The organism is Streptomyces sp. L2 (genome assembly GCF_004124325.1).
Taxonomy (GTDB): Bacteria; Actinomycetota; Actinomycetes; order Streptomycetales; family Streptomycetaceae; genus Streptomyces.
On the sequence record NZ_QBDT01000001.1, the window covers coordinates 5,206,322 to 5,219,038 of the forward strand.

Below are 12,717 nucleotides of genomic sequence, written 5' to 3' on the forward strand. Positions count from 1 at the left end.
TGTCCCCCTGCTCCACGGTCCCCCTCCCCTCCGATCCGCCGCCCCGGTGCTCGGCCGTGGCGGCGGAAGTCCAAGCGGGGGTCTGGGCCCCTGTGGGGACAGGGGAGAGGTCCCGGAAGGTGCCGGGCCGGTCTCGGACCTCCCCGGCCCGGCCCGGGCTCCCGGGACCTCTCCCCACTGGCGTGCGGACGGTGTGTGGGGTCACCGCCGTTCGCACATCCCCCCGTCGGATCGCGACCGGTCAGGTCATCGCGATCCGAGACCTTGCCGCAGGCGCAGGCCGAGGCGGCGGCGTCCGGCGAAGCCGAGCGCCAGGGCGAGCGCGGCACCCGCCGCACCCAGGCCCGCCACGGTGCCGGTGTCGGTGCCGCCGGCGGACGTGCCCGGCGTGCCCGACGCGACGGTGGACGTCTGCGCGCCGGCCGCCCGTGCGGCGGCCCGGCCGGACGCCTTGCCGAAGCCGCCCGCGTAGCCGTCGCGGTCGTACGCCGAGCCGGCCAGCCGGGAGCCGTACGCCTTGTGGACGTGGTGCTGGTACGCGGTCACGGAGGTGCCGTGGGCGCCGATCGCGGCCCGCGCCTCGGTGTTGAGCGGCAGCACCCGGTTGCCGCGCAGCACGTACCAGGCGTTGACCTGCGGCTCGCGGAAGACGGTGCCGTCGCCGTGCGCCTTGGCGGCGTACGAGGTCTCGTCGGCTCCGCTGGCGATGTTGACGACCTGCCAGCCCTTCGCGGTGGGCACGCTCCACACCGAGGCCCGCTGGCCGGTCGCCGAGACGGCCTCCGTGGCGACGAACGCCGGCTTGGCGACCGGTGCGTTCGCGCGGCCCGCGACGAAGTCGGCGTTCAGCGTGTACACGGTGGTGCCGGCGCCGGTGAGCCGCGGCGCGGCGGGCTTGCCGCCGACCAGGTCCGGGGTGGCGGCGTGGCTGCCGTGGTCCGGGTCGTGGGCGAAGAACCGCGTGAGCACGCCGAGCGTGGTGTCGTCGCCGGCGGCGGCCCGCGCGGAGGCGAGCTGGCCGGCGCTGTAGGCGTGCGGGACGGCCGGAGGCGTGGGGGCGGCGGTGGCCGTGGCCGCGCCGGTCAGCACGAGCGCGGCGGCGGCCAGCGTCCCGACTGCGGCCGGGCGGATCAGGGTGCGGGTCCGGTTCTGCTGCATGGCGCTCACGCCCCTATTCCGTAGAGCGTGTGGGTCCAGGAGAAGTCGGAGTTGCCGGCGTAGTAGCTGTACGTCGCCCAGTTGTAGCGGTAGTCGTCGGGCCACGGGTCGCCCCAGTACACCCAGCTCTTGGAGGTGTCGTAGCCGTACAGCACCTCCATGTGGCCGCCGCCGGAGCTCCACTGGATGCGGGTCTGCACCGGGCGGCCGGCGTTGATCTCGTTCTGCAGGCCGCTGTAGCTGATCCGGCCCTGGATGTAGCGGCCGGGGTTCAGGCCCATCCAGTCGTACGCCGTCTGGTCGTCGCCGAGGGTGGCCTGGTTGTTGGGGCAGTTCACACCCTGGCTGTAGCCGAACGCCGCGTCGCAGAAGGAGTTCTGGCTGTAGTCGTAGCCGAACCACGAGGCGATGGTGGCGCCGCTGGCCGCCCAGCACCAGTTGGTCTTCTGCTGCGACTGCATGCTGATGTCGAGCTGCTGGGCACCGCCGGTGGCGTACGCGGCGGTGGTGCCGGCGGGCTGGGCGGGGGCGGCGGAAGCCGTGCTCCCCGTGGCGAGCGACAGGGCGGTGGCCAGCAGACAGCCGGCCAGGGCGAGCCCGCGTCTGCGGCCGCGGCGCGGCGGGTGTGGGGTGGTGGAAGACATGGGGCGGTCCTCCCTGGTGAGGGGTTCGGCGGAAGGAGCGCGTCCGGACGCTTGAGGATGAGCATTCAACCAGTGGCGGTGTACGGTCAACGTCCGCCGTCCTGGGCTCGGCGCCGGTGTGAACAAGGGGCGTACGGGTGTGAACGGCACAGGTCTTACCGCTGGTAGCGTCGCGCCGCGGCAGGCCCGGCCGCAGTACCGGAAGTGAACATTCACGTCGCGCCGGAACGCGTGACGCCGCGGAGGGGAGGGCGCGCATGGCGCAGACGCCGAGCGACGGACGGGACACCTCCCGCCCCGCCGTCGAACCCGCGCCTGGCGCCGAACCCGCGCCCGCCGTGCCCGCTTCTCGGGCCGTGGCGCCCGCCCCCCGGACCGGTGCGCACCATCCCGCCCCGGCGGCCGGCTCCCGCGCGGCGGCCGAGGCGCGGCTCGCCGAGGCGCTGCGCACCGGCCCGTTCCCGGAGGCGCTGCGGGCCGCGCTCGCCGCCCGCGGCCTGGCCCTGCACCGGGTGCGGCACCGGCTGGCCCAGCGCGGCATCCACGTCGGCGTGACCAGCCTCAGTTACTGGCAGCGCGGTATCCGCCGGCCGGACCGGCCCGAGTCGCTGCGCGCGGTGAGCGCCCTGGAGGAGGTGCTGGAGCTGCCGGAGCACTCCCTGACCCGGCTGCTCGGCCCGCGCGCCGCCGCCGACCACCCGGTGGGCCGGCCGTTCCGGGTGCTGGTCGGGCCGGGCTCGGCCGTGGAGCGGCTGCTCGCCGAGCTGGAGGCACCCCGCGACGTCGGGCTGCACACCGTGCTGCAGTACGAGCGGGTGGAGATCGACGCCCGGCGACGGCTCGCCGCGCGGGAGGCGCAGCACGTCGTACGGGCCCACCGGGACGGCATCGACCGCTATGTGGCGATCCACTGCGGCGAACCCGGCTCCGACACCGGGGCGGTCCGCGTGCTGGGCCTGGACAGCTGCCGGGTCGGCCGGGTGCGGCGGGCACCGGACGCCGGGGTGGTCGTGGCGGAGCTGCTGTTCGACGCGCGGCTGGCGGTGGGGGAGACGGCGGTGCTGCGGTACCGGTTCGAGGACGGCACGGGTGAGCCGAGCAACGAGTACTTCCGCGGGTTCACGTACGCCGGGGGCAGTTACGCGCTGCAGATCGCCTTCGACCGGGCGGCCCTGCCCGTGCGGTGCCGGCGGTTCGGCCGGCCGTCGGCGCAGGTGCCGCCGGAGTACATCGCCGATCTGACGCTGAACGCGTACGGGACGGTGCACGTGATGGAACCCGCGGTTCGGCCCGGGCATGTGGGGGTGGGGTGGGACTGGGAGTAGGGGAGGGCGGGCCCGGCGGGAGTGTCGGGTGCGGGCCGGTGGGGGTTCTCGCGCCCACGCGGCGGAGCCGCACATCAGACACGCCCCGCGCCCCCAGACGGCGCGGAGACTCGGCCGGAGTTATCTGCGGCCCCTGTTGCCCGGCCGGGAGGCCACCCACGCTCGGACTGTGTCGGCGTACCAGTACGGCTTGCCGGATTCGACGTGGTCGGGCGGGGGCAGCAGGCCGTGCTTGCGGTAGGACCGTACGGTGTCCGGCTGCACCTTGATGTGTGCCGCGATCTCCTTGTACGACCAGAGCCTTCGGTCGGTCATCGGTTGCACCTCCCCGCGCGCGCCGCGGCGGCGGCCGGGGGATGGCCGTCGGGGGGCCGGGCGCTGCGCTGGCGATCACTACGCTGTTGCCCGGTGAACGACGCTGAGTGACCGCGGGGAAGCGGCTGTTGACCGGGTGTGACGCAGGAGCCGCGTATATGTGACACCTGTGACAGGAGGGGCGATTTTGTGACGCCGCTGCCGAAAAGCAGCGCCGGTCGCGTCTACGCCCCGCAGGACCGCAGGAAGGCGCGCGTACGCTGGGCGATCGGCAGCGGCCGGTCCGGCTCGCACGGGTACATGTCCTGCTCGACGATCGCGAACAGGTCGGTGTCCAGCCGCTGGGCCGCCTCCAGGACGGGACCCAGCGCGGGCACCCCGCCGGGCGGCTCGCACATCACGCCCTGCGCGACGGCCGGCCCGAACGGGGTGCCGTTCGCCCGCACGTCGGCCAGGATCTCGGGGTCGACCTGCTTGAGGTGCAGGTAGCCGATCCGCTCGCCGTAGGTCTCGATCAGCTTGACGCTGTCGCCGCCGCAGTAGGCGTAGTGCCCGGTGTCCAGGCACAGCGAGACCGAGTCGGAGTCGGTGCCGTCGAGGAAGCGGGTGACGTTCTCCTCGCTGTCGATGTGGGTGTCGGCGTGCGGGTGGACGACGATCGTCAGGCCGTAGCGCTCGCGCACCTCCCGGCCGAGGCGTTCGGTCTGCGAGGTGAGGTCGCGCCACTGCCCGGCGGTCAGTTCGGACGGCTCCAGCACCCGGCCGGTCTTGTCGTCCCGCCAGAAGGACGGGATGACGACGAGGTGGCGGCCGCCCATCGCCTGGGTCAGCGCGGCGATGTCGGAGACGTGCGCCCAGGTCTCGTCCCAGACCGCGGGGCCGTGGTGCAGGCCCGTGAACACCGTGCCGGCCGACACCTTCAGGCCCCGGCGGGCGGTCTCGTCGGCGAGGACGGCCGGATCGCTCGGGAGGTAGCCGTACGGGCCGAGTTCGATCCACTCGTAGCCCGAGGCGGCCACCTCGTCGAGGAAGCGCTGCCACGGGACCTGCTGCGGATCGTCGGGGAACCAGACGCCCCAGGAGTCGGGCGCCGATCCGATCCGGATACGGGACAGTGAGGAGGAAGGCGGCATCGACGTCATGGCCGTCAGCGTGCGGTCCGGCGGAGAGCGGTGTCAAGGGCTAGTCCGAATGTCCGGACAAAATATTGACAGGGTGGTGAGGGCAGGACTACAAACCGGGGGAGAGCCGTGACGAAGGGAAGCCGATGGCGTACGACCTGATCACCATGGGACGGATCGGAGTGGACCTCTACCCGCTGCAGACCGGTGTCCCACTCGCGCAGGTGTCGACCTTCGGCAAGTTCCTGGGAGGGTCGGCCACCAACGTCGCGGTGGCCGCCGCCCGCCTGGGCCGGAGCACCGCCGTGATCACCCGCACCGGGGCCGACGCCTTCGGTGACTATCTCCACGAGGCCCTGCGCGGCTTCGGTGTCGACGACCGCTGGGTCACCCCCGTGCCCGGACTGCCCACCCCGGTCACCTTCTGCGAGGTCTTCCCGCCGGACGACTTCCCGCTGTACTTCTACCGGCGGCCCAAGGCTCCCGACCTGGAGATCGACGCCGGCGACCTGGACCTGGCCGCCGTCCGCGAGGCCGGTGTCTTCTGGGTCACCGGTACCGGCCTGAGCGAGGAGCCCAGCCGGACGGCGACCCTCGCCGCCCTCACCCACCGCGCCAAGTCCGGAACGACGGTCTTCGACCTCGACTGGCGGCCCGATCTCTGGAGCAGCACAGCCCGGCCGGACCAGGATCAGGCCCGCTCCCTCTACGCCGAGGCCCTGCGCCACACCACCGTCGCCGTCGGCAACCTCGACGAGGTGGAGGTGGCCACCGGGGTCCGCGAGCCCCACGCGGCGGCCCGTGCGCTGCTGGACGCCGGCGTCGAACTCGCCGTCGTCAAACAGGGACCCAAGGGCGTCCTGGCCGTCCACCGGGACGGCGACTCGGCCGAGGTCCCCCCGCTGCCCGTCACCGTCCTCAACGGGCTCGGCGCGGGTGACGCCTTCGGCGGCTCCCTCTGCCACGGCCTGCTGGCCGGCTGGGACCTGGAGACCGTCGTGCGGCACGCCAACGCGGCCGGCGCCATCGTCGCCTCCCGGCTGGAGTGCTCCTCCGCGATGCCCACCCCCGACGAGGTGGCCGCCGCGCTCGACGCCGGAGCGGTCCGGTGAGGGCCGGCAAGGTCGCGGGCACGCACCGCCAGGGCGGGGACGGCGTGCGGCACGCGCGCGTGGACGTCGCCGAACTCGTCCGCATCCGCACCCACCACCCCGAGGCCATCGCCGAGGCCGCCGCCCGCCGGGCGCGCCGGCCGCTGCTGAACGAGGACGGCCGGCTGATGATCGTCGCCGCCGACCACCCCGCCCGCGGCGCCCTCGGCGTCGGCGACCGCGGGTTCGCCATGGCCAACCGGGCCGGCCTGCTGGAGCGGCTGTGCCTGGCACTGTCCCGGCCCGGCGTCGACGGCGTCCTCGCCACCGCCGACATCCTCGACGACCTGCTGCTGCTCGGCGCCCTCGACCACAAGGTCGTCATGGGCTCCATGAACCGCGGCGGACTGCAGGGCGCCCGCTTCGAACTGGACGACCGCTTCACCGGCCACCGCCCCGCGGACCTCCAGCGCCTCGGGTTCGACGCGGGGAAGCTGCTGCTCCGCGTCGACTACGACGACCCCGGCTCCCTGACCACCCTGGAGTCCACCGCCCGCGCCATCGACGACATGGCCGCGCGCCGGCTGCCCGTCTTCGTCGAACCGTTCCTCAGCCACCGCACCCCAGACGGGAAGCTGCGCAACGACCTGTCCGCCGGGGCCGTCACCAAGTCCATCGCCATCGCCTCCGGACTCGGCGGCTCCTCCGCCTACACCTGGCTGAAGGTGCCGGTCACCGAGAACCCCGACGACATGGCCCGGGTGATGGAGACCTCCACCCTGCCGGCCGTGCTGCTCGGCGGCGACATAGGGGACTCCCCCGAGGACCAGGACGCCGCCTACGAGAAGTGGCGCGGCGCGCTCCGACTCCCCACCGTGCGCGGCCTGGTCGTCGGCCGCTCGCTGCTGTACCCGGCGGACGGCGACGTGGCCGCCGCCGTGGACACCGCCGTAGGACTGCTGTGAGGGCCGCCCGTATGACCACCACCCACCCGCACCTGCCCCGCGGCGCCACCGCGAACGAGCGGTACGCCGTCGACATCGGCCCCGAACGGGCCGGCTGGGCCCACAGCAGCCTGCGCGTCGTGGAGTTGGCGCCCGGGGGTACTCATACGTTCGCCACCGGTGACAGCGAGTGGATCGTGCTTCCGCTCGAAGGCGCCTGTACCGTGCGAGTCGACGGAACGGAGGAAGGGCAGTCACCGCCGCCGGGAGAGTTCCAACTCCGGGGCCGCACCAGCGTGTTCGCGTCCGCGACCGACTTCGCGTACGCCCCCCGGGACGCCCGGGTCCAGATCGCCTCCGGCGCGGGAGGCCGCTTCGCCCTGGCAGGAGCGAAGTGCGAGCGACGACTCCCCGCCCGCTACGGCCCCGCGCCGGAGGTTCCCGTCGAGCAGCGCGGCAGCGGCAACTGCGCCCGTCAGGTGCGGGGCTTCGCCGCAGCCGACGCCTTCGACTGCGACAAGCTGATCGCCGTCGAGGTGATCACCCCCGGCGGCAACTGGTCCTCGTACCCGCCGCACAAGCACGACGAGCACCGGCCGGGCGAGGAGTCCGAGCTGGAGGAGATCTACTACTTTGAGATCGAGGGCCCGAACGGCCTCGGCTATCAGCGGGTGTTCCCGTCCCGAGAGGGCGGCACCGACGTCCTCGCGGAAGTCCGCTCCGGCGACGCGGTCCTCGTCCCCGACGGCTGGCACGGTCCGTCCATCGCCCAGCCCGGCCACGCCATGTACTACCTCAACGTCATGGCCGGGCCCGGGAAGACCCGGGAGTGGCGGATCCGCTTCCACCCCGACCACACCGAGACCACAGGGGGCTACCGATGACGATCCGGCTGACCGTCGCCCAGGCGCTGCTGCGCTTCCTCACCGTCCAGCACACCGAACGCGACGGCGAACGGCAGCGGCTGATCAGCGCCACCTGGGGCATCTTCGGGCACGGCAACGTCGCCGGAATCGGCCAGGCCCTCGTCGAGTACGCGGCCGAGATGCCGTACCACCAGGGCCGTAACGAACAGGCCATGGTGCACGCGGCGGTCGGCTACGCCCGCCAGTCCAACCGCCTGTCCACGCACGCGGTGACCACCTCCATCGGCCCCGGCGCCACCAACCTGGTCACCGGCGCCGCCCTGGCCACCATCAACCACCTCCCGGTCCTGCTGCTGCCCGGCGACGTGTTCGCGACCCGCCCCGCCGACCCGGTGCTCCAGCAGCTGGAGGTGCCGTACGCGGGCGACGTCTCCGTGAACGACACCCTGCGCCCGGTGTCGAGGTACTTCGACCGGATCACCCGCCCCGAGGCGCTGATCCCGGGCGCGCTCCAGGCGATGCGCGTGCTCACCGACCCCGTCGAGACCGGCGCCGTCACCCTCGCGCTCCCGCAGGACGTGCAGGCCGAGGCGTACGACTGGCCCGAGGAGTTCTTCGCGCCCCGCGTGTGGACCGTACGGCGGCCGGGCGCGGACCCCGCCGAACTCGCCGGGGCCGTCCGGGCGGTCCGGGCCGCCCGCCGCCCCCTCGTCATCGCCGGCGGCGGCGTCCACCACAGCCGCGCCGAACAGGCCCTCGCCGCGTTCGCCGGGGCCACCGGCATCCCGGTCGCCTCCACCCAGGCCGGCAAGGGCTCGCTGCGCCACGACCACCCCCAGGACGTCGGCGGCATCGGCCACACCGGCACCGCCACCGCCGACGAGCTGGCCCGCACCGCCGACCTGGTGATCGGCGTCGGCACCCGCTACACCGACTTCACCACCGCCTCCGGCACCCTCTTCCAGAACCCGGACGTCCGCTTCCTCAACCTCAACATCGCGCCGCACGACGGCCACAAACTGGCCGGGCTCCCGCTGGTCGCCGACGCCCGGAGCGGCCTGGACCGGCTCACCGAGGCCCTGGCGGCGCACGGCCACCGGGTTGCCGACGCCTACGTCGGCGAGTACACCGAGGACAAGGAGCGCTGGGAGCAGCGCGTGGACGCCTGCTACGAGGCCGGGGAGCCGGACGTCCGGCCCTCCCAGCCGCAGGTGCTCGGCGCCCTCGACGCGATCGTGGACGACTCCGACATCATCGTCAACGCGGCCGGCTCCCTCCCCGGCGACCTGCACAAGCTGTGGCGGGCCCGCTCCCGGGACCAGTACCACCTGGAGTACGGCTACTCCTGCATGGGCTACGAGATCCCGGCCGCCGTCGGCGTGAAACTGGCCGCGCCGGACCGGCCCGTGTGGGCGCTGGTCGGCGACGGCACGTATCTGATGATGCCGACGGAGATCGTGACCGCCGTACAGGAAGGCGTCGCGATCAAGGTGCTGCTGGTGCAGAACCACGGGTACGCCTCCATCGGCGGACTGTCGGAGTCGGTCGGCGGCGAGCGGTTCGGCACGGCGTACCGCTACACCTCGGCGGACGGCACCTTCACCGGTGCCCCGCTGCCCGTCGACCTGGCCGCCAACGCGGCCAGCCTCGGCATGCGCGTCCTGCGCGCCAAGACCGTCGGGGACCTGCGCGCGGCGCTCGCCGAGGCGCGGGCCGCCGACACTCCCACATGTGTCTACGTGGAGACCGAAACGTCCGACACTGTGTCGGGCGCGCCCGAAGCGCAGGCCTGGTGGGATGTTCCTGTGGCCGAGACCGCGACACGGTCGTCCGCGGTCAAGGCCCGTGAGCTGTACGAACGGCACGTCTCGACCCGACGCCGCCATCTGTGAGCAAGGAGTATCTGGGCATGACGAAGATCGTCAACCACTGGATCGGCGGCAAGACCGCCGAAGGCGCGTCGGGTTCGTACGGGCCGGTCACGGACCCGGCGACCGGCGCGGTCACCACGAAGGTCGCCTTCGCCTCCGTTGAGGAGGTGGACGCGGCGGTCGCCTCCGCCAAGGACGCCTACGCCTCCTGGAGCCGGACCTCGCTGGCCAAGCGCACGGAGGTGCTGTTCCGCTTCCGCGCGCTGCTGGACGCCCACCGTGACGAGATCGCCGAGCTGATCACCGCCGAGCACGGCAAGGTGCACTCCGACGCCCTCGGCGAGGTCGCGCGCGGCCTGGAGATCGTCGACCTCGCCTGCGGCATCAACGTGCAGCTCAAGGGCGAGCTGTCCACGGAGGTCGCCACGCGCGTGGACGTCTCCTCCATCCGGCAGCCGCTCGGTGTCGTCGCCGGCATCACGCCGTTCAACTTCCCGGCGATGGTCCCGCTGTGGATGTTCCCGATCGCCATCGCCTGCGGCAACACCTTCGTGCTGAAGCCGAGCGAGAAGGACCCGTCGGCCTCGGTGAAGCTCGGTGAGCTGCTGAGCGAGGCCGGGCTGCCCGACGGCGTGTTCAACGTCGTCCAGGGCGACAAGGTGGCCGTCGACCGGCTGCTGGAGCACCCGGACGTCAAGGCGGTCTCCTTCGTCGGCTCCACGCCGATCGCCCGCTACATCCACACCACCGCCTCCGCGCACGGCAAGCGGGTGCAGGCGCTCGGCGGTGCCAAGAACCACATGCTGGTCCTGCCCGACGCCGACCTGGACGCGGCGGCCGACGCGGCCGTGAGCGCCGCCTACGGCTCGGCCGGCGAGCGCTGCATGGCGATCTCGGCGATCGTGGCGGTCGGCTCCATCGGCGACACGCTGGTGGAGAAGATCCGCGAGCGCGCCGAGAAGATCAAGATCGGCCCCGGCACCGACCCGGCCTCCGAGATGGGCCCGCTGATCACCGCCGCCCACCGCGACAAGGTCGCCTCCTACGTGAAGGGCGCGGCCGACGAGGGCTGCGAGGTGGTCCTGGACGGCACCGGCTACACGGTTGAGGGCTACGAGGACGGCCACTGGATCGGCCTGTCGCTGCTGGACCGGGTGCCGATCACCGCGAAGGCCTACCAGGACGAGATCTTCGGCCCGGTGCTGTGCGTGCTGCGCGTGGACACGTACGAGGAGGGCGTGGCGCTGATGAACGCCTCGCCGTTCGGCAACGGGACCGCGATCTTCACCCGGGACGGCGGCGCCGCCCGCCGCTTCCAGCTGGAGATCGAGGCCGGCATGGTCGGCGTGAACGTCCCGATCCCGGTGCCGGTGGGCTACCACTCCTTCGGCGGCTGGAAGGACTCCCTCTTCGGCGACCACCACATCTACGGCAACGACGGCACGCACTTCTACACCCGCGGCAAGGTCGTCACCACCCGCTGGCCCGACCCGGCGGACGCCCCGGCGGGCGTCGACCTGGGCTTCCCGCGCAACCACTGAGTCGGTCGGCAGCACCTCTGCCGCTCTCCGTCAGGCCGTCCGGTATACGGACGGCCTGATTTTTTTCGCGAGCCAGCCTACGGTTCCCGTTTTCGGGGATGAAACGGATGATGAAGGCGTTTCGCGACCATGACCTTCGAAAACAAGGTCAGTTATCGCAATGGCTTGATGGATGCCCAAATAGCGTCTCGACGCCTGGGAAAGTGATGCGGTGAGCGAGGTGTCTGTACTGCGGATTCCGAAGGTAAACGGCCATTGACGCGATGGTTTTCGTCGGGGTTCCCTAAGGCTGCCGGGAGCGGACGAGACGACCGTACGACGAGCCGCCGGAGGCGATAGCGCTCCCGACCCCACCCTCACCCTCACCAGCCGATCGGACCCTGACGCATGACCGACACGCTCCGCCCTGTCGAGACCGGCCTCCCCGAGACCCCCGGCAGTCCCAAGACGCTCAAGCGCTCCATCGGCGTCGTCGGCGGCACCCTGCTCACGCTGTCCTGCGTCACCCCGGCCTCCACCCTCTTCGTGGTGGTCCCCGACCTGTTCGGCTCCCTCGGCACCGCGACCGCCCTCACGATCGCCATCGGCTCCCTCCTCTGTATCGCCGTGGCGTTCTGCTACTCGGAACTGGGCACCCTGATCCCCAGCGCCGGCGGCGAGTACGCCATGGTCTCCACGATGGCCGGGCGGCTCGCGGGCTGGCTGGTCTTCGTGCTCTCCCTGCTGGTCGTCATGATCGTGCCGCCGGTGATCGCGATGGGCACCGCCGACTACCTGGCGCCCCTCGTGCACCTCGACCCGGCGGCGACCGGCGCCGGCGTGATGCTGCTCGCCACCCTCGCCGGCCTGCTCGACCTGCGCGCCAACGCCTGGATCACCGGCATCTTCCTGGTCCTGGAGGTCATCGCCGCCGGTGTCGTCGCCCTGCTGGGCTTCACGCACAGCCACCGCGGCGCCGGAAGCCTGGTCTCCATGCAGGTGAGCGGCGCGCACGGCCACACGGACACCGTGACCGCCATGCTCGTCATCTCCGGCCTCGCCATCGCCCTCTTCGCCACCCAGGGCTTCTCGACCGCCGTCTACCTCTCCGAGGAGCTGGAGAACCCGCGCCGCAACGTCGCCCGCACGGTCCTCGCCACCCTCGCGATCTCCTCCGTGGTCATCCTCGTGCCGGTCGTCGCCATCACCATGGGCGCCTCCGACATCAAGGAGCTGACCAACGGCGACCTCAGCTCCATGGTCACCGCCTGGTCCAACAGCGCCGTCGGCACGTTCGTCAGCCTCTGCGTGGCTCTCGCGATCATCAACGCGGGCATCGTCATGGTCATCCAGAACTCCCGCGTGCTGTTCGCCTCCGCCCGCGACAAGGCCTGGCCCGAGCCGGTCAACAACGTCTTCTCCAAGCTCGGCCGCTTCGGCTCCCCCTGGGTCGCCACCCTCGCCGTCGGCGTCCCCGGCGCGCTGCTCTGCTTCGTCAACCTGGACACCCTGTACGGCGTCACGGGCGTCTCGGTGACCGGCATGTACCTGCTGGTCGCGATCGCCGCCCTGCTGTGCCGCCGCGGCTCCCACAAGCACACGCCCGCCTGGCGGATGCCCCTGTGGCCCGCGATGCCGATCCTGCTGATCGTCGTCCTCACCTACATCCTCACCCAGCAGGAGGCCACCTACCTCTGGTGGACCGGCGGCATCACCGCGGTCGCCACCCTCTACTGGGCCCTCTACCTCCGCCCCCGCCGCGAAACCCGCTGGCTGGTCTCCATCCCGGAAGACGCCCAGGCGTAACAACGGGGGGCGCCCCGTCAGGGGCGCCCGAAGGGGCGCGGGGAACTGCGCGACCA

At 72.5% G+C, this 12,717-nt stretch carries 11 protein-coding genes; 7 read left to right on the plus strand and 4 right to left on the minus strand.

The features are described 5' to 3' along the window. Nucleotides 1–246 precede the first annotated feature (246 nt). Together DBP14_RS23265 and DBP14_RS23270 are read right to left on the minus strand one after the other, a co-directional pair. Nucleotides 247–1,158, minus strand: a complete 912-nt coding sequence (locus DBP14_RS23265) for a hypothetical protein (RefSeq protein WP_241741276.1) — start codon at nucleotides 1,156–1,158, stop codon at nucleotides 247–249. Nucleotides 1,159–1,163: 5 nt separating this feature from the next. Next, entirely contained in the window at nucleotides 1,164–1,802 is a 639-nt protein-coding gene (locus DBP14_RS23270) for a papain-like cysteine protease family protein (RefSeq protein ID WP_129309087.1), read from the minus strand. A 257-nt stretch (nucleotides 1,803–2,059) separates the two neighbouring features. Here DBP14_RS23270 and DBP14_RS23275 point away from each other — a divergent pair, with 257 nt between their 5' ends. Then, nucleotides 2,060–3,127, plus strand: a complete 1,068-nt coding sequence (locus tag DBP14_RS23275) for a hypothetical protein (protein WP_241741012.1) — start codon at nucleotides 2,060–2,062, stop codon at nucleotides 3,125–3,127. 120 nt (nucleotides 3,128–3,247) lie between these two features. On the opposite strand, the gene DBP14_RS23280 is transcribed toward DBP14_RS23275, so the two are convergent. After that, nucleotides 3,248–3,442, minus strand: coding sequence for a MerR family transcriptional regulator (locus DBP14_RS23280; protein ID WP_129309088.1), 195 nt, complete (start codon nucleotides 3,440–3,442; stop codon nucleotides 3,248–3,250). 224 nt (nucleotides 3,443–3,666) lie between these two features. Then, the gene (locus DBP14_RS23285; RefSeq protein ID WP_129309089.1) at nucleotides 3,667–4,584 is read right to left on the minus strand and encodes a sugar phosphate isomerase/epimerase; all 918 of its coding nucleotides are present in this window, start codon (nucleotides 4,582–4,584) and stop codon (nucleotides 3,667–3,669) included. Between the two features lie 125 nt (nucleotides 4,585–4,709). Here DBP14_RS23285 and iolC point away from each other — a divergent pair, with 125 nt between their 5' ends. The 6 genes from iolC to DBP14_RS23315 all read left to right on the plus strand — a co-directional run bounded on the left by iolC (nucleotide 4,710) and on the right by DBP14_RS23315 (nucleotide 12,661). Next, nucleotides 4,710–5,675 carry a 5-dehydro-2-deoxygluconokinase gene (gene iolC / locus DBP14_RS23290; RefSeq protein WP_129309090.1) on the plus strand — a complete coding sequence of 322 codons (966 nt, stop codon included), beginning with the start codon at nucleotides 4,710–4,712 and terminating at the stop codon, nucleotides 5,673–5,675. 44 nt (nucleotides 5,676–5,719) lie between these two features. Continuing rightward, nucleotides 5,720–6,619 carry a deoxyribose-phosphate aldolase gene (locus DBP14_RS23295; RefSeq protein ID WP_129312038.1) on the plus strand — a complete coding sequence of 300 codons (900 nt, stop codon included), beginning with the start codon at nucleotides 5,720–5,722 and terminating at the stop codon, nucleotides 6,617–6,619. A gap of 11 nt (nucleotides 6,620–6,630) precedes the next feature. After that, nucleotides 6,631–7,482, plus strand: a complete 852-nt coding sequence (gene iolB, locus DBP14_RS23300) for a 5-deoxy-glucuronate isomerase (RefSeq protein ID WP_129309091.1) — start codon at nucleotides 6,631–6,633, stop codon at nucleotides 7,480–7,482. Next, nucleotides 7,479–9,356 carry a 3D-(3,5/4)-trihydroxycyclohexane-1,2-dione acylhydrolase (decyclizing) gene (gene iolD, locus DBP14_RS23305; protein WP_129309092.1) on the plus strand — a complete coding sequence of 626 codons (1,878 nt, stop codon included), beginning with the start codon at nucleotides 7,479–7,481 and terminating at the stop codon, nucleotides 9,354–9,356. Before iolB ends, iolD begins: the two co-directional genes overlap by 4 nt. A gap of 17 nt (nucleotides 9,357–9,373) precedes the next feature. Next, the gene (gene mmsA / locus DBP14_RS23310) at nucleotides 9,374–10,876 is read left to right on the plus strand and encodes a CoA-acylating methylmalonate-semialdehyde dehydrogenase (protein WP_129309093.1); all 1,503 of its coding nucleotides are present in this window, start codon (nucleotides 9,374–9,376) and stop codon (nucleotides 10,874–10,876) included. A gap of 387 nt (nucleotides 10,877–11,263) precedes the next feature. Further along, entirely contained in the window at nucleotides 11,264–12,661 is a 1,398-nt protein-coding gene (locus DBP14_RS23315; protein WP_129309094.1) for an APC family permease, read from the plus strand. Nucleotides 12,662–12,717: the final 56 nt, after the last annotated feature.